Origin of the sequence: Bradyrhizobium sp. MOS001, from assembly GCF_004634465.1 — a bacterium.
Classification (GTDB): Bacteria; Pseudomonadota; Alphaproteobacteria; order Rhizobiales; family Xanthobacteraceae; genus Bradyrhizobium; species Bradyrhizobium barranii.
Map to the genome: position 1 here is coordinate 210332 of NZ_SPVJ01000002.1, position 16825 is coordinate 227156.

A 16825-nucleotide genomic window follows, 5' to 3' on the forward strand; every position below is an offset into this window, starting at 1 on the left:
GAGGCCTCACCGCATCTGCCGCGCCGGCTCGATCAGCTCGGGCCGCGGCCCCGACAGGCGCTTGTGCATGTGGACCATGAACGCCATGCCGAAGATCGGCGTCGCCAGATTGACGATCGGGATCGAGACGAAGGCCGCGATGAAGAGGCCGGCGGTGAAGATGGTCGCGGCGTTGTCGCGCCGCATCGCCTTGGCGTCCTCCGGTGAGCGGAAGCGCATCGCGGCGAGCTCGAAATATTCGCGCCCGAGCAGCCAGGCGGCGGCGACGAAGAAGATCAGGAATCCGGCACCGGCGAACAGGACCAGCGGCAACGCCACCAGATAGACCACGATCGTCAGCAGCGCGGTCTTGACGCCCTCGTAGATCGCCTGGCTGAACGGCAGCGCAGCGCCCGGCCGCTCGGCGGGATAGTGCTCGCGCTCGACGATGTCGGCGACGTCGTCGACGAACAGGCTCGCCACCAGCGAGGTGATCGCAGGCATCAGGAACACGCCGCCGAACACGACGCTGAGGCCCGCCGTGATCGAGACGATCCAGGCGAGGACCTCGAGCGAGGAATGCCAGCTCGGCCCGAGCAGGCCTTCCAGCCAGACCTCGCCATAGGTCGCAAACCAGCTCAGCAGCCGCTGCAAGCCGATCGCCAGCACGATGATCAGCACCAGTGCAAGCCCGATCGATCGCCACAGGATCGAGCGCATCGGCGGCGAGATCAATTGCGACAGCGCCTTTACGGCGGCATCCAGCATCGGAGTACCTCTCAGCAAAACCACCCGCGAGAGGTAGACATGCGCGGAAGGTTCGACAAGAGGCCGAGCCTTCCGGGACAGATTGCCGCGCCTTGAGCTTGGGTTCTGAGTGAATCAGGACGGAAGCTCAAGGCGCTTGTTTTGACGCGTTTTCTTCGCGCGAGCCGGCAGCCACTTCGCTTGAAGACGCTCTAGCTGACCCTGATGACGAGGGCATAGTTCTGCGGCGCGACGGCGATGGAATGAGCGATGACCGATATCACCGCTTCGCCGGCCGGCAGATTCTCGAAGATGACCTGCTCGACATTGTTCCGGCGGTCGAAGTCCTTCGAGCCGGCCGGCATGTTGCCATGGCGTTCCTGCTTGTTGGCCACCACGACGAGATCGAGGTCGCTTTGCAGGCCTTCGCCAGGCGGATCGGTCCAGACCAGCGTGACCTTCAGGCGGCCGCTTGCCGCCGGTATCGTGACCGTGCGGTCTTCGCGTTCGCCTGCGTCGAGCTTCTTCTTCTCGTCGAAGAACTGCAAGGCTTCCTTCGCAGCAAGGGGGCCGACCACGGCCTGGACGTCGACTCGGCCGAAACCCTGACTGTTGTTTGCGACAGAGCCCGCCTCCGAGGGAATGTATTGGCCAGCAATGCTACGAGCTCCGTTGATGATGAGTGCCTTCAGCAGTGCGGCGCTCGGCGACTTCAGCCCGTGGCTCTTCCTCAGGAACGACCGGACCACCGCGACGCATCCGGCCACCAGCGGCGTGGCCATGCTGGTACCGCCTTCGAACATGTAGAGCGGGTCCTTCGAGAGCTTCCATCCCTTCGATTTCGTGACGCGGGAGCGCGTTGACAGGATGAAAGATCCTGGCGCCACGACGTCGGGCTTGATGCGATCGTCGTTCGTGGGTCCCCGGCTGCTGAACGCCACCATCCCTTCGGGATCGTTGGCGACGGGATCGGGGTTGATGGGAATGGCCGGAAAATCGCGTGGCCAGGCCTCTCCGTAGGTCATGGGCTCGTTGGGGCGATTGTTCTCGCATGCGCCGATGGTGAGGCAGTTCTTGGCCGTACCAGGCGGCGTCACGGAGTTGGGGTCGACCTGGCCATTGCCATCCTTGTCGCTGCCTTCATTTCCCGCGGCAAAGCAGATCAGCATGTCGCGATGCGCGTAGACGAACGTGTCGAGCTCGTTGGCCTGGGAATCATATACGCCGAAGTTTCCGACGCTGCCCCAGGAGTTGGAATGAATTCGCGCCTTGTCGGTCTTGTAGGGCGGACCGAACAGCGCATCGAGGCTGTCGGGAAGGCCGCCGAGGTTGCCGCCGCTGTCGAGCACGGATTGCAGAACCAGCTTTGCGCCGGGAGCCGTGCCGCGGATCGGGCCGTCGCTTTTCGATACGCCGTCGCCGAGGGCGGAACCCGCAACATGGGTGCCGTGACCATCAGGATCGTCTTTGCGCCCAGGCCGGCCGAGCGCGTAGAGCTTCTTGACGCGCCCCTTGAAAGCCGGGTGCGTGTTCGTGGTCGATCCCTTGTCGAAACCGGTATCGGCGATCGCGATGATCTCGCCCGCGCCTTCGCCGCCATTGCTGGGCGTCGCCGCGGGAACGCGAAGAATGCCCCGCGCGATGTTGTTGAGCAGCTTGCGGGGAAAGACCTTCTCGACGCTGCGCACCTCGTCGAGCGCAGCGACGTCGGCAAGACGGCGCATCTTCAGCGTCACACGCACCTTGGCCGTGCCCGGAACGACGTCGTCAAGCTGCACATGCGCCGCTTCCGCGATCTTCTTTGCAGCGGCCTTCACGCCGACATTGCGGTGGAGCATGACGTCGACGGTCACGCTGGTGCGGTCGAGCGCCGCCGGCTTTGCCGCAAGCGCGCGCGCCGCAGCGACGCCTCCGGGTTGGGTGTCAAGGTTGCGCAGTGCCGGCGCGATCTTCACGATGCCCGGGTAGAGGTCTGCCCATGTCACGAACGGCAGTTTCCGCACCTTGTCGAGCCCGGCCGCCGGAAAGTGACAGATGACGGCGCTGCCCGGGACGGCTTCCAGGATCTCGGCGCCGGCCTTGGCGAGCTGCCCTCTGCGCTCGGCGTTGAGCGGCTGGTCGGTCTGCACGATGATGTAGTCGGATTCCTTCGCATTCGCATGATCCAGCGACAGCGCGGCGCGTTCCGCGTGCGGAGCCGAAGGATCGATCGTGATGCCGTTGATCGTGATCTGCGCCATGGCCGTTCCACTTTCCCTGATTGATCGCCCGTCCTTTGTCGTCTGCGCTGGCCGGATCGCTCGCTACGGCTCCGCCGCGATGCTGGCCCAGCAGGTGATGGCGCTACAGACCGTGCTCCAGCGGCCGAACCCCTTGTAGATCTGGGCGGCGATCTGCTCCTGCTGCTGCAGGGTGCCTTCGGCCTTGATCTGCGGATCGGAAACGTTGCGGATCGCGAGCCAGCGCGGTGCCTTGTCGCCCATCTCCTGCGCGACCAGGCCAAGGATGGCATCGCCCATTTCGGAGACGTCGCCGAGCCCCTGGAGATGGAAGTGGTCGTCCGAGGTGTCGAAGCCGAAGAAGTCGGTGGTGACCACGGAGGAGGACAGGCCGCTCGGCTTCACGACGAAGATCTTCGGCGCCCTTGTATTGTCCTTCGGCAATTGCCCGGCATTGGCCTTGAACAGCGTCTTGGCCTGCGCGAACTTCTTCGTCACGGCGGTTCTGCTGGAAAAATGCTCCTGCGCGAACGGCTGCTTCTTGAACTTCGACAGGCAGTCGAAGCGAACGATCGGACTGACGACGACGTCGCCGACCTCGAATTCCCTGCCGATGCCGCCGGCCGTGCCCGTGGTGATGACGAGCGTCGGCTGCACCTCGGTGATGATCTGGCGCCAGACGTCGATGTTCGGCAGCTGCGGGCCGTCCTGCGACATGTGCGAATCGGATTTGAAGATCACGACCTTCTTCTTGCCGATCGTGGTGGTCCAGTAGGTGCCGAGCCGTTTCAGCTCCTTGGCCGGACACCCGTTGCGCATCTTCTTGGAGATGGCCGCGTAATTGTGCGTATAGGGTACGTAATCGTTGCGGGAGTCCTTGCCCGGCGTCAGCACGCGGCTGAGGGCGTGCCCCTCGTCGACGGTCCAGGTCACGACCAGCACGTCGGCGCGCGGCAACGGTCCCTTGCCGTTGCCCTTCGGCTTCGGCCCGGTTTGCGGCGCCAGCCCCTTCGGCCAGGCAATGTCGGTGAAGCGCGACAGCCCGGTTGAGGTCGAGAAGGCCATGAACTCGCGGCCCTCGCTCGATTCCGAATCGAAATCGATGATCTCGCGCCGAAAGTCCTCGGTCGAGACCTTCGCGGATTTCTTCACCGCGCCCTTGGCCACGCGCTTCACCACGAAGGTGTCGGGCGGGGGCGGCGTCGTGATCGGATCAAAACCGAGATTTCTCTCAACCCATTTGCGGTCAGCACGCATCGCAATGTCTCCGCCAAATTGATTTTCAGACGTCTGATTTCGACGAACGTCTTCCGTTGGTCGGCCAGACAAGCCAACGATTGCAATTTTAAATCGAAATCGTTGTCGACGAATGGTCGTGAATATTGACCGATTCCGTGCCGATCTGAGCAAGTTGGATGTTGCCCCTGTCAAACAAGAGGTTTGCTGAAAAAATATCGCTCAAATGCCTGAACCAATTTGGGCTTGAGATTACACCTATAGTTGAGGTGCGACAATCTGCCTTCCAATCACAAACGGAGGAAGTCATGGCAAGCTCGACCACGCGCGTGACGCTGGCGAACAGCGCACGGAAATTGCCGAAGGGGGCCAAGCTCGTCGGCGCGGCCGATCCCAAGCAGGAAATCGAGATCAGCGTTCGCCTGCGCGCGAAGCGTGCCGACGATGAGCAGGTGATGACGCTCGGCGCGCAACCGCCGCGCGAGCGGCAGTATCTCTCGCGTGCCGAGTTCGGCGCAGAGATGGGCGCGGACCCCGCCGACGTCGCCAAGATCGACGATTTCGCGCATCACCACGATCTCAACGTCAAGAGCGTGCATCTGGCGTCCCGCACCGTGAAGCTGACCGGGACGGTGAAGGCCATGAGCGCAGCCTTCGGCGTCAAGCTCAACAAGGTCAGATACGAGGGCGCGACCCATCGCATGCGTAAAGGTAGCGTGCAGATCCCGGCCGAGCTCGCAGGTATCGTGGTCGGCGTGCACGGCCTGGACAACCGGCCGGTGGCGCAACCCCACTTCCGCCGCAAGCTGCCGCAGAAGGGCGCAGCCGCACGCGCCGCGCAGGGCGGCAGCTTCTCGGTCGATCAGATCGCCCAGCTCTACAATTTCCCCGGCGGCGAGACCGGCGCCGGCCAGTGCATCGCCATCATCGAGCTCAACGACATCGACCAGAAGGGCCATCCCACGGGCGCCGGCTACAAAACGTCAGACCTGCGCACCTTCTTCAAGAAGGCGGGCATCCCGATGCCGAAGATCGCACCCGCGAGCGTCGACGGCGGCGCCAACAAGCCCGGCCATTCGGACGCCGACGGCGAGGTCGTGCTCGACATCGAGGTGGCCGGTGCGATCGCGCCCGGCGCCAGGATCGTGGTCTATTTCGCGCCCAACACCACCAACGGCTTCATCGATGCGGTCAAGGCCGCCGTCCACGACACCGCGCGAAAACCTTCGGTGATCTCGATCAGCTGGGGTGGGCCGGAAGACCAGGAAGGCTCGCAGCAATTCGTCGACGGCCTGAACGAGGCGATCCGCGACGCCGCCGCGATGGGCGTCACCGTCTGCGTTGCCTCCGGCGACAATGGTTCGGCTGACATGGGTGCGGACTGGGACGGCAAGCCACATGCCGATTTCCCGGCCTCGAGCCCGTTTGCACTCGCCTGCGGCGGCACCAATCTGAAGGCGCCGAACGGCCATATCAACGAGGTGGTCTGGAACGGCGGGCCGCAGGGCGGCGCAGGCGGCGGCGGTGTCAGCGTCGTGTTCCCGCGGCCGCAATACCAGGCCCAGGCCCATGTGCCGAAATCACCGACGCATCACAATGGCCGCGGCGTGCCCGATGTTGCCGGCGATGCCGATCCCGCGACCGGTTACCAGATCTTCCTCAACGGCGTCGGTACCACCATCGGCGGCACAAGTGCCGTGGCGCCGCTGATGGCGGGGTTGATCGCCCGCATCAACGAGGCGACGACGAAGAAATTCGGCAAGACCGTCGGCTTCATCAACCCGCTGATCTATGCCTCCCACACGCAAGGCGTGTTCCGCGACATCACGGTCGGCAATAACGACATCACCGGCGATCTGCACGGCATGTACAAGGCCGGCCCCGGCTGGGACGCCTGCTCCGGCCTCGGCGTCCCCAACGGCGAAGCGCTGCAGAATTTGCTCTCGGCGTGAGCTTGTCTCTTCCTTCTCCCCTTGTGGGAGAAGGTGGCGCGAAGCGCCGGATGAGGGGTATGCTTCCGCGAGTTCAGAATTCGCGGAGAAATACCCCTCACCCGTCTCACCGCTGCGCGGTGAGCCACCCTCTCCCACAAGGGGAGAGGGTGAAGCGCGTGTGCGACTCGCTCCTACTCGTGCCGGTGCCCGTGCTTGCGCGCCTTCGCCTGCTTCCCTTCACCGGTCGGGATCATCACCACGCGGCCGTAGCGGACGCCGCGCTCGGCGATGATGTGGTCGGCGAAATGCTTGACCTCGCCGGCGTCGCCGCGCAGCGCCGTCATCTCCATGCAATTGTTATCGTCGAGATGGACATGCAGGGTGGCCAGCGCGAGGTCGTGGTGGCCGTGGAATTCCTGCACCAGGCGCTTCGAGAGATCACGCGCGGCGTGGTCGTAGACGTAGACGAGGCCGGCGACGCAGGGGCCGGTCTGCGCGGTGTCCTCGGTGCTCTGTTGCAGGCCGGCGCGCGTGAGGTCGCGGATGATCTCGGAGCGGTTCTGGTAGCCGCGCGCTTCCGCAGCCGCGTCGATCTCCGCCAAAAGATCGTCCTCGATGGTGATCGTAATCCGCTGCATCAGATGCTCCCCGCGTCTCGCCTGTGTCCCGTGAACCGTAGCCCGGATGGAGCGAAGCGCAATCCGGGACGGTGCCAATATGTGGGCAGGATCCCGGATTTCGCTTCGCTCCATCCGGGCTACGCATTCCTTCATAATTTCGTCGCGCGCAGCCGCAGCGCATTCCCGACCACGCTCACCGAGGACAGCGCCATCGCCGCCGCGGCGATGATCGGGGACAGCAGGATGCCGAACGCCGGATAGAGGATGCCGGCCGCGATCGGAATGCCGGCGGCGTTGTAGATGAAAGCGAAGAACAAGTTTTGCCGGATGTTGCTCATGGTCGCCTGCGACAGTCTTCGCGCACGCACGATGCCGGTGAGATCACCGCCCAGCAGGGTGACGCCGGCGCTCTCCATCGCCACGTCCGTGCCGGTGCCCATGGCGATGCCGACCTCGGCGGCCGCCAGCGCCGGCGCGTCGTTGACGCCGTCGCCCGCCATCGCGACGCTGCGCCCGGCCTTTTGCAGCCTCGTCACCACCGCGCTCTTCTGGTCGGGCAGAACCTCGGCCTCGACCTCGACGATACCGAGCCGGCGCGCCACCGCTTCCGCCGTCGTGAGATTGTCGCCGGTCAGCATGATGACCTTGATGCCTTCATCGGCCAGCGCCCTCAACGCGTCCGGAGTCGAGGCCTTGACCGGATCGGCGATCGCGAACAGGCCGGCCAGCTTGCCGTCGACGGCCATGTTGATCACGGTGGCGCCGTCCTGGCGCATCCGTTCGGCCTCGGCATCGAGCGCTCTGGTGTCGATACCGATCGACCCCAGATATCTTGCGTTGCCGAGCACGATGCTCCTGCCGTCGATTTTTCCGGTCGCGCCCTTGCCCGTCGGCGAGTCGAACTGTTCGACCTGAGCGAGGGTGAGTTGCTTCTCTTTCGCGGCGCGCACGATGGCGTCGGCGAGGGGATGCTCGCTGGCGCGCTCGACGCTGGCCGCAATGCGGAGGATGTCGTCCTCCGCAAAGCCGGCAGCCGGGACGATCGCAACCACCTTGGGCTTGCCCTCGGTCAGCGTGCCGGTCTTGTCGACCACCAGCGTGTCGATCTTCTCCATCCGCTCCAGCGCCTCGGCGTTCTTGATCAGCACGCCCGCCTGCGCGCCGCGGCCGACGCCGACCATGATCGACATCGGGGTCGCCAAGCCGAGCGCACAGGGGCAGGCGATGATCAGCACGCTGACGGCAGCAACGAGGCCGAACGCCAGCCGCGGCTCCGGTCCGAACCAGGCCCAGGCGGCAAAGGCGGCGATGGCGACGGCGATCACGGTCGGCACGAACCAGCCCGCGACCTGATCGGCCAGCCGCTGGATCGGCGCGCGCGAGCGCTGCGCGTCCGCGACCATCTGCACGATCTGCGACAGCAGGGTCTCGCGCCCGACCTTGTCGGCGCGCATGATGAAGCCGCCCGACTGGTTGAGCGTGCCGGCGATAACTTTCGCACCTGGCTCCTTGGTGACCGGCATCGATTCGCCGGTGACGAGGGATTCGTCGAGCGCGGAGCGTCCCTCGAGGATAATTCCGTCGACTGGCACCTTCTCGCCGGGACGGACGCGCAAATGGTCGCCGGCGTGGAGCTGCTCGATTTCGACCTCATGCTCGCCGCCATCGGCACCGACGCGGCGCGCGGTTTTTGGCGCAAGCTGCAACAGCGCCTTGATCGCGCCCGACGTCGCGTCGCGGGCGCGCAGCTCCAGCACCTGGCCGAGCAGCACCAGCACGGTGATCACAGCGGCGGGTTCGAAATAGACGGCAACGGCGCCATCATGACTGCGGAAGGTCGCCGGGAAAATCTGCGGCGCGACAGTCGCGACGACGCTGTAGACATAGGCAACGCCCGTGCCCATCGCGATCAGCGTAAACATGTTGAGGTTGCGGGTGACCAGAGACTGCCAGCCGCGGACGAAGAACGGCCAGCCGGCCCACAGCACGGCGGGCGTGGTGAAGGCGAGCTGGAGCCAGTTCGACAGCGCCGGATCGATCCAGTTGTGTGGTCCGGCGAGATGGCCGCCCATCTCCAGCACCACCGCCGGCAGCGCCAGCGCGCCACCGATCCAAAACCGCCGCGTCATGTCGGCAAGCTCGGGATTGGGTCCGGTCTCCAGGCTCGCGACCTCCGGCTCCAGCGCCATGCCGCAGATCGGGCAGCTGCCGGGTCCGACCTGGCGGATCTCCGGATGCATCGGGCAGGTGTAGATCGTGCCCGCGGGCATCTCCGGTTCGGGCGCCTTCTCTCTGGCGAGATACTTTGCGGGATCGGCGGCGAATTTGGTGCGGCAACCGGCCGAGCAGAAATGGAAAGTCTTGCCGTGATGTGTGTGGTGATGCTTCGAGGTCGCGGGATCGACCGTCATGCCGCAGACGGGATCGAGGACTTTTGTCGCGGCGGCTCCGTGGTCATGCGCTTGATCGCCGTGCCCGCCGCAGCAGGAGGACGCCGCGGGCTTATCGGCTGGCGGGGCAGCCTTGGGGGCGGCCTCGGGAGCAGCCTTGGCGGAACAGCCGCATCCGGAAGGTGTTTCCGACGTGTGATGGTGCCCGTGTTCGGCGTCGTTCATTGCCATGCTCCGGCCTTGCAACATATACCCTAGGGGGGTATATAAAGCGCATGCGCAAGGACATCAAGGCATCCGTCGGAAAACGTCTTGGCCGGATCGAGGGTCAGGTTCGCGGCCTCTCGAAGATGGTCGAGGAGGACCGCTATTGCATCGACATCGTGACGCAGATCTCGGCCGTGCGTGCCGCGCTGCGCCGGGTCGAGGAAGAGGTTCTGAAAGATCACGTCGCCCATTGCGTCGAGCACGCGATCGCGAGCGGCGACAAGGCCGATCAGCGCGAGAAGATCGCGGAGCTGATGGCGGTGATCGGGCGGGCGGAGCGGTAGGCTCTCACCATCGTCATTGCGAGGAGCGCAGCGACGAAGCAATCCAGACTGCCTCCGCCGAGGGACTCTGGATTGCTTCGCTACGCTCGCAATGACGGTGGAAAGAGCGGTGCAACGTCTCTCCCGGCCTTTGCCGGAACGACGGCAGGCGCGATGCTTACGCCGCCATCTCCTGCGCGCGTCCCCGCGCGCGGTACATCGCCAGTTCGTTCAGCAGCACAAAATGCTCGGAGCAGATGGCGCCCATCTCCGCGGGCTGCGCGCTCACTTCTTCAGCCGGAACTTCAGTCGGCGCTTCTTCGTCAACCTTCTCAGGAACGAGCGGCGGCGCACTGAGCGTTTCTGGAAACACACTGAATGTGCCCGCTACCTCCTCGAGCGGCTTCTGCTTGTCGGCCCAGTGCAGCGCGGTGTAGTCGAAGCCGTGCACGATGGTGGGTTTGACGACTTCGAAATAGGGCGAGATGTCGAAGTCGCGGGGCATGTAGAGCGAGGAATCGCGGATGTGCAGGATCTCGCGGCGGGCGGCGCGGCTGCCGGCCTTGGTGATCTTCGGCAGGATCGGATAGCGCACGGCATCGAAGGCCTGCGCGATCAGCGCCGAGCAGATGATTTTTGTCGGATCGCCCGAACCGATCGAGATCATGCGCCGCCGCCAGCGTTGCGGGATCGGCAACGGGAACAGGAAGCGCATCAGGTCGACGATGTTCTTGGTGTCATAGCCGAAGCCGATGCGGTTGATCGCATAGCGGCAGACCGTGGTGCGGTCCTCATAGGACAGCCCGACCGGGCGGCAGACACGGGTGTGATACGGGAAATATTTCGACAGCGGCGCCGAGGTGACGCCCTCGCCGATATTGGCCTCGATCAGCACGTGCGGCTCGCCGTTGGGCTCCACGGCGCCCTCGACCGGACCGACATAGAGCGCGGCATGGGACCAGGTCGACTGCGTCAGATATTTGATGATGCCGGAGATGCGGTTGTTGCCCTCGACCAGCAGCACGTCGCCGGGCTCGATGACGCCGCGCAGGTGCTCCGGGTCGCTCGGCGTGAACGGCTCGTAGCCCGGCACCTCCTTCGAGAGGTACGCGGCAATCAGCTTGCCGACTGAGTCCAGAACCGTCCCCATTTCAAACTCCCCCCACGGCCTTTTCCGGCCGTCTTTTTCCCTTCTCTATCATGGTCGAAACGTGTTGCAATTCGGTTCATCACTCTGTGAGATCAAGCACGATTGATTCACCATGATGGTTGCCGTGCAACACCAGATGCAGCAAGGTTCGCGGGCTGTTCCCGTTCGCCGCAAGTTCCCGGAAACCATGACATGACAATCACGCGCCGCAGCTTCCTATCGGCGTCGGCGGCTCTTGCCGCGATGCCGGTCCTGCGCGCGACTGCCGCACCCCTGCCGCGCGAGGCCGACATCGTCGTGATCGGTGCGGGAGCGGCCGGAATTGCCGCGGCGCGGCGCATCATGGCCGCCAACCGCAAGGTCGTGGTGGTGGAAGCGGCATCCCAGATCGGCGGCCGCTGTATCACGGACAGCACGACCTTCGACGTGCCGTTCGATCGCGGCGCGCGCTGGATGCACAATCCCGAGACCAATCCGATGATCCGGCTGGCGCGCAGTGCCGGGCTCGACGTGCTGCCGGCGCCGACCGGCCAGAAGATGCGTATCGGCCGCCGCAATGCGCGCGCGGGCGAGACCGAACAGTTCCTGGCGGCGCTGGTGCGCGCCAACCGTGCCATCGACGAGGCCGGGCGCGGCAAGCTCGATACGGCCTGCGCCTCGGTGCTGCCGAAGGATCTCGGCGACTGGGCCGGTGCGGCCGAATTCGCGCTCGGTGCGAGCTTTGCGGGCAAAGACCTCAAGGAGCTCTCGGCGATCGACAAGGCGCGTGCGCAGGACCGCAACACCGCGATCGCCTGCCGCCAGGGCCTGGGGACCCTGATCACCAGGCTCGGCGAACAGGCGCCGGTGGCGCTGTCGACGCCGGTGAGCAGGATTGTCTGGAGCAATCGCGATGTCAGCGTGGAGACGCCATCCGGCAGGATCGCCGCACGCGCCGCCATCGTCACGGTCTCGACCAACGTGCTGACGTCGGGCGCGATCAAGTTCGGGCCTGATATTCCCAAGCGCATGCTCGATGCGGCGTCAAAGCTCACGCTCGGCAGCTACGATCGCATCGTGCTGCAACTGCCGGGTAATCCGCTGGGGCTCTCGCGTGACGACATCCTCATCGAGCAGAGCAATTCGACGCGCACGGCGCTGATGCTCGCCAATATCGGCGGCTCTTCACTGTGTTCGATCGATGTCGGCGGCTCGTTCGGCCGCGATCTCTCCGAGCAGGGCGAGAAGGCGATGGTCGCCTTCGCCAGGGAATGGATCACGAAGCTGTTCGGCAGCGAGGCGGCGGCCGCCGTGCAGAAGACCACCGCGACGCGCTGGAACGCCTCGCCTTTCGTGATGGGCGCGATGTCGGCGTCCTCGCCCGGCGGGCAGCTCTCGCGAAAAATCCTGACCGAGCCGATCGGCAACATGTTCCTCGCCGGCGAAGCCACGCACGAGACGCTGTGGGGCACCGTCGACGGCGCCTGGGAAAGCGGCGAGCGCGCGGCGGATGCGGCCTTGCGCAAGATCGGCGCGCTCAAGGACGAGTCGGCCGACGTGCCGACGCAGTCGACGAAGAAGCGCCGCGCGCCGCGGCAGCAGGGCAACTAGAGCGTTTTCGAGCGAAGTGGATACCGGTTCGCGTCAAGAAAACGCGTCAAAACAAGAATCTAGAGCCCCGTTCCGATTCCATCGGAACGGGAAAGGCTCTAGCGCAAAATCCCGTCCAGCACCGGCAGCCCCGCGATCACCGCCATCGCGATCAGACCGTAGCAAATCGCGCGAAACACTTTTTCGCTGGCGCGGCCGAACAGCGACGCACCGAACGCGACGCCGATCGCATAGACCGGGCCGACAATCAGCGACAGCACCAGCGATTCGCGTGAGATCAGGCCGGTTGTCGCGTAGCTGACCATCGAGAAGAAATCCGACGCGCCGAAGAACAGCACGATATTGGCGCGCGCGACGATCGGCGCGATGGGGCGGCCGAGCCAGTAGCCGACGATCGGCGGGCCGCCGGTCTGCGCCAGACCGCTGCAGAAGCCCGAGAGGCCACCGATGCCGACCGAGAGCCAGGCGTGGTCCTTGCCGCGATAGCGCCAGCCGGACAGCAGCAGCAGCAACAGCGCAGCAACGAAACAGGAGATGATCCAGCGCGTGGTGACGGGCTCGAGCACGCTGAGGAAATAAGTGCCGATGGGCACGCCGACCAGCGCGCCCAGCACGATCACCGCGGTGGCCTTGCGGTCCGCCTTCCGCCACGCGTTGGGCAGCAGCGGCAGGGCCGCGACGAAATCGATCACGAGCAGCAGCGCGGCAACGAGACGCGGCGCCGCGATGCTGCTCGCCAGCGGCATGAAGATCAGCGCCGAGCCGAAGCCGGAGAAGCCGCGCGCGGTACCTGAAACGAAAGCGACGGCGCAGAGCGCCATCGCAATGGTGAGGCTGACGTCCTTCGGAAGAACATCCGCAAGGGTCATCCGCGCAAGACGCCGCCGGTCTTCTTCGTGACTTCCGCCACGATCTTCCCGGCGACGGCCTCGATCTCCTGATCGGTCAGCGTCTTCTCGCGCGGCTGGATCGTCACGGCGATCGCGATCGACTTCTTGCCGTCATCGATGCCCTTGCCCTCGTAGACGTCGAAGACATTCACGCCGGTGATCAGCTTCTTGTCGACGCCTTGGGCGGCGCGAACGATGTCGCCGGCCTTGACCGTGCGGTCGACAATGAAGGCAAAGTCGCGCGACACCGGCTGGAAGGCCGACAGCTCGATCAGGGGCTTGGCGCGGGTCGGCTTCTTCTTCGCCTCGGGGATGCGATCCAGGATCACCTCAAACACCATCAGCGGGCCATCGGCACCGAGCGTTTCCAGCGCGCGCGGATGCATCTCGCCGAAATAGCCGAGCACGTTCTGCGGGCCGATCTGGATCGTGCCCGAGCGACCCGGATGCAGCCAGGTTGGTCCGCCCGCGACGATCTGCAGCGCCTGCATCGGTGCACCGGCAACGGCAAGCACCGCGAGCGCGTCGGCCTTGGCGTCGAACAATTCGGCCTGCGCCGAACCCGACCAATGCCGTCCCAGACCTTCGGACGAAGCAAAGCCGCGGCGCACGCCGCTGGCCGCCATGAACTGATCCTGCGGGCGGTCGCCTTTGAACAGCTGGCCGACCTCGAACAGCGCGACATCGCCAAAGCCGCGATCGGCATTGGCCTGCGCCGCCGCGATCAGGCCCGCCAACAGCGTCGGCCGCATGTCGGACAGATCCGAGGCGATCGGGTTGGCGACTTCGAGCTCGCGCTGGCCACCGCCGAACAGGGTTGCGGCAGACTTGGTGATGAAGGACCAGGTCACCGCTTCGATGATGCCGCGGCTCGCGAGTGCGCGCCTGGCGCGACGGGTGCGGAGCTGCAGCGGCGTCAGCACCGGCTTGCGCGCGTCCTCGCCGCGCTCGAACGGCGTCATCGGCACCTTGTCGACGCCGTAGATGCGCACGATCTCCTCGACGATGTCGGCCTTGCCATGCACATCGGTGCGCCACGAGGGCACCGCGACCTTCACCACCGGACCCGGTCCGGCCATCATGAAGCCGAGATGGGTCAGGATACGCTTCATCTCGGGCTGCGGCACCTCGATGCCGGAGAGCCGCTTGACCTCGGTAACCGGAAAATCGATCACGCGGTCGTCGCCGAAGGCCTTTCCGACCACGACGTTCTCCGACGGCGCGCCGCCGCACATCTCCATCACGAGCTTGGTCGCGAGCTCCAGCCCCGGCACCATGAAGGCCGGATCGACGCCGCGCTCGAAGCGGTAGCGCGCGTCCGAATTGATGCTGAGCTTGCGGCCGGTCTGGGCGATGTTGATCTCGTTCCACAGCGCCGATTCGATCAGCACATCGGTGGTGTTCTCGTCGCAGCCCGAGGCTTCGCCGCCCATGATGCCGGCGAGCGATTCGACGCCGTGCTCGTCCGCGATCACGCAGATGGCGGGATCGAGATTGTAGGTGCGGCCGTCGAGCGCCAGCAGCGTCTCGCCATCGCGGGCGCGGCGCACGACGAGATTGCCCTTCACCTTCTTGGCGTCGAACACGTGCAGCGGACGGGCGCGGTCGTAGGTCATGAAGTTGGTGATGTCGACCAGCGCATTGATCGGACGCAGCCCGATCGCGGTCAGCCGCTTCTGCAGCCATTCCGGCGACGGCCCGTTCTTCACCCCGCGCACGAGGCGCAGCGCGAAGCCCGGACACAGCGTGGCGTCCTCGACCGCGACCTTCACGGGGCACGGGAATTCACCCTTGATCGGCTTGATCGTGGGGTCCTTGAACTTGCCCATGTCGGCGGCAGCGAGATCGCGCGCGATGCCGTGTACGCCGGTGCAGTCCTGCCGGTTCGGCGTCAGATTGATCTCGACCACGGGATCGCCGAGGCCCGCCCATGCGGCGTAAGCAGCACCGATCGGCGCATCCGCCGGGAGCTCCATGATGCCGTCATGGTCGTTGGAGATCTGGAGTTCGGCCGCCGAGCACAGCATGCCGCGGCTCTCGACGCCGCGGATGGTGCCGACACCGAGCGTGATGTCCTTGCCGGGAATGTAGGTCCCCGGCGGCGAGAACACGCTGACCAGGCCCGTGCGCGCATTCGGCGCGCCGCACACGACCTGCACCGGTGCGCCACCATCGCCGGTGTCGACCATGCAGACGCGCAGGCGATCCGCATTCGGATGCTGCTCGGCCGAGATCACCTTTGCGATGGTGAACGGCTTCAGCGCCTTCGCCTTGTCCTCGATGTTCTCGACCTCGAGCCCGATCATGGTCAGCTTGTCGGCGAGCTTTTCCAGGGGCTCGTCGGTGTCGAGATGATCCTTCAGCCAGGAGAGGGTGAATTTCACGAGCTCAGTCCTCCCGCAAGCGTCGGCACTTCGAGCGGCTTGAAGCCGTAATGGGACAGCCAGCGGACGTCGCTGTCGAACAGCTGGCGCAAATCGGCGATGCCGTATTTCAGCATGGCGATGCGGTCGATGCCCATGCCCCAGGCAAAGCCCTGGTACTCGTCGGGATCGATGCCGCAGGCGCGCAGCACGTTCGGATGCACCATGCCGCAGCCGAGAATCTCGAGCCAGTCCTCGCCCTCGCCGAACCGGATCTCGCCCTTGTCGCGGCGGCACTGGATGTCGACTTCCAGCGACGGCTCGGTGAACGGGAAGAACGACGGCCGGAAGCGCATGTTGATGTGGTCGACCTCGAAGAACGCCTTGCAGAACTCGTGCAGGATCCATTTGAGGTGGCCGAGATGCGAGTGCTTGTCGATGACGAGGCCTTCGACCTGGTGGAATTGCGGCGTGTGGGTCGCGTCCGAATCGATGCGGTAGGTGCGGCCCGGGCAGATCACGCGGATCGGCGGCTTCTGGCTCAGCATGGTGCGCACCTGCACCGGCGAGGTGTGGGTTCGCAGCAGCATGCGCGAGCCGTCCTCCTTCGGATGGAAGAAGAAGGTGTCGTGCATCTCGCGGGCGGGATGGCCTTCCGGAAAATTCAGCTTGGTGAAGTTGTAGTCGTCGGTCTCGATGTCGGGGCCTTCCGCGACCGAGAATCCCATGTCGGCGAAGATCGTCGTCAACTCGTCCCAGACCTGGCTCAGCGGATGGATGCGGCCGGCTTCAGTCGGCGCATCGCGCAGCGGCAGGGTGACGTCGATGGTCTCGGATGCGAGCCGCGCATCGAGCGCCGCCGACTTCAGCACGTCACGCCGCGCGGCGAGGGCCTGGGTGACCTCGTCCTTGGCCTGGTTGATCGCGGCGCCTTGCGTCTTGCGCTCGTCCGGCGACATCTTGCCGAGCGTTGCGAGCAAGGCCGAGATCGAGCCCTTCTTGCCGAGGGACGCGACGCGGACGGCTTCGAGGGCGGCTTCGTCCCCGGCAGCGCTGATCTGCGCGAGGATGGATTGGACGAGACTGGCGAGGTCGGACACGGTCGGATCCTTTCAAAACGCTGCCGGTTGTGGCCGCAGCCGGGCCGGAACGTCAAGCCGTATAGCCGTCGTAAATG

Annotated in this window: 12 protein-coding genes; 3 read left to right on the top strand and 9 right to left on the bottom strand. The window is 65.3% G+C overall.

Annotated elements, in window-relative coordinates; translation table 11 throughout:
* Positions 1–6: 6 nt before the first annotated feature.
* The 3 genes from CT676_RS04460 to CT676_RS04470 all read right to left on the bottom strand — a co-directional run bounded on the left by CT676_RS04460 (position 7) and on the right by CT676_RS04470 (position 4202).
* Positions 7–747 (bottom strand): sulfate transporter family protein, encoded by a 741-nt coding sequence (locus CT676_RS04460; RefSeq protein ID WP_135214000.1) that lies wholly within the window; start codon positions 745–747, stop codon positions 7–9.
* 191 nt (positions 748–938) lie between these two features.
* Positions 939–2966 carry a S8 family serine peptidase gene (locus tag CT676_RS04465; protein WP_135214001.1) on the bottom strand — a complete coding sequence of 676 codons (2028 nt, stop codon included), beginning with the start codon at positions 2964–2966 and terminating at the stop codon, positions 939–941.
* Between the two features lie 63 nt (positions 2967–3029).
* A complete protein-coding gene (locus tag CT676_RS04470) occupies positions 3030–4202 on the bottom strand; it encodes a hypothetical protein (RefSeq protein ID WP_135214002.1) in 1173 nt (390 codons plus the stop codon).
* Between the two features lie 287 nt (positions 4203–4489).
* On the opposite strand from CT676_RS04470, the gene CT676_RS04475 reads away from it, so the two are divergent.
* Entirely contained in the window at positions 4490–6133 is a 1644-nt protein-coding gene (locus CT676_RS04475; RefSeq protein ID WP_135214003.1) for a S53 family peptidase, read from the top strand.
* Positions 6134–6306: 173 nt separating this feature from the next.
* On the opposite strand, the gene nikR is transcribed toward CT676_RS04475, so the two are convergent.
* Together nikR and CT676_RS04485 are read right to left on the bottom strand one after the other, a co-directional pair.
* Positions 6307–6753: a nickel-responsive transcriptional regulator NikR gene (gene nikR / locus CT676_RS04480; protein ID WP_135214004.1), complete on the bottom strand. Its 447-nt coding sequence runs from the start codon at positions 6751–6753 to the stop codon at positions 6307–6309.
* Between the two features lie 131 nt (positions 6754–6884).
* Complete coding sequence (locus CT676_RS04485) at positions 6885–9350, bottom strand: heavy metal translocating P-type ATPase (protein WP_167767941.1); 2466 nt, start codon at positions 9348–9350, stop codon at positions 6885–6887.
* A gap of 50 nt (positions 9351–9400) precedes the next feature.
* Between CT676_RS04485 and CT676_RS04490 the strand changes: the two genes are divergently transcribed.
* The gene (locus CT676_RS04490) at positions 9401–9676 is read left to right on the top strand and encodes a metal-sensitive transcriptional regulator (RefSeq protein ID WP_007598521.1); all 276 of its coding nucleotides are present in this window, start codon (positions 9401–9403) and stop codon (positions 9674–9676) included.
* A 157-nt stretch (positions 9677–9833) separates the two neighbouring features.
* Here the strand turns inward: CT676_RS04490 and CT676_RS04495 are convergent, their stop codons facing one another.
* Positions 9834–10805, bottom strand: a complete 972-nt coding sequence (locus CT676_RS04495; protein ID WP_135214006.1) for a YiiX/YebB-like N1pC/P60 family cysteine hydrolase — start codon at positions 10803–10805, stop codon at positions 9834–9836.
* Between the two features lie 192 nt (positions 10806–10997).
* On the opposite strand from CT676_RS04495, the gene CT676_RS04500 reads away from it, so the two are divergent.
* Complete coding sequence (locus CT676_RS04500; protein ID WP_135214007.1) at positions 10998–12395, top strand: NAD(P)/FAD-dependent oxidoreductase; 1398 nt, start codon at positions 10998–11000, stop codon at positions 12393–12395.
* Positions 12396–12493: 98 nt separating this feature from the next.
* Here CT676_RS04500 and CT676_RS04505 read toward each other — a convergent pair whose 3' ends face one another.
* From CT676_RS04505 to pheS, 3 genes are read right to left on the bottom strand one after another with little or no spacing between them, the layout of a single operon-like run.
* Positions 12494–13264, bottom strand: a complete 771-nt coding sequence (locus CT676_RS04505; RefSeq protein ID WP_135214008.1) for a sulfite exporter TauE/SafE family protein — start codon at positions 13262–13264, stop codon at positions 12494–12496.
* Positions 13261–15669: a phenylalanine--tRNA ligase subunit beta gene (gene pheT, locus CT676_RS04510; RefSeq protein ID WP_135214009.1), complete on the bottom strand. Its 2409-nt coding sequence runs from the start codon at positions 15667–15669 to the stop codon at positions 13261–13263. The genes CT676_RS04505 and pheT overlap by 4 nt, the downstream gene beginning before the upstream one ends.
* Positions 15666–16748: a phenylalanine--tRNA ligase subunit alpha gene (gene pheS, locus CT676_RS04515; protein WP_038932708.1), complete on the bottom strand. Its 1083-nt coding sequence runs from the start codon at positions 16746–16748 to the stop codon at positions 15666–15668. Before pheS ends, pheT begins: the two co-directional genes overlap by 4 nt.
* Positions 16749–16825: the final 77 nt, after the last annotated feature.

Bases quoted from the DNA above. Each gene is read 5' to 3' on its own strand.
- CT676_RS04460 (WP_135214000.1), bottom strand. From the start codon at position 747: ATGCTGGATGCCGCCGTAAAGGCGCTGTCGCAATTGATCTCGCCGCCG.
- CT676_RS04465 (WP_135214001.1), bottom strand. From the start codon at position 2,966: ATGGCGCAGATCACGATCAACGGCATCACGATCGATCCTTCGGCTCCG.
- CT676_RS04470 (WP_135214002.1), bottom strand. From the start codon at position 4,202: ATGCGTGCTGACCGCAAATGGGTTGAGAGAAATCTCGGTTTTGATCCG.
- CT676_RS04475 (WP_135214003.1), top strand. From the start codon at position 4,490: ATGGCAAGCTCGACCACGCGCGTGACGCTGGCGAACAGCGCACGGAAA.
- nikR (WP_135214004.1), bottom strand. From the start codon at position 6,753: ATGCAGCGGATTACGATCACCATCGAGGACGATCTTTTGGCGGAGATC.
- CT676_RS04485 (WP_167767941.1), bottom strand. From the start codon at position 9,350: ATGAACGACGCCGAACACGGGCACCATCACACGTCGGAAACACCTTCC.
- CT676_RS04490 (WP_007598521.1), top strand. From the start codon at position 9,401: ATGCGCAAGGACATCAAGGCATCCGTCGGAAAACGTCTTGGCCGGATC.
- CT676_RS04495 (WP_135214006.1), bottom strand. From the start codon at position 10,805: ATGGGGACGGTTCTGGACTCAGTCGGCAAGCTGATTGCCGCGTACCTC.
- CT676_RS04500 (WP_135214007.1), top strand. From the start codon at position 10,998: ATGACAATCACGCGCCGCAGCTTCCTATCGGCGTCGGCGGCTCTTGCC.
- CT676_RS04505 (WP_135214008.1), bottom strand. From the start codon at position 13,264: ATGACCCTTGCGGATGTTCTTCCGAAGGACGTCAGCCTCACCATTGCG.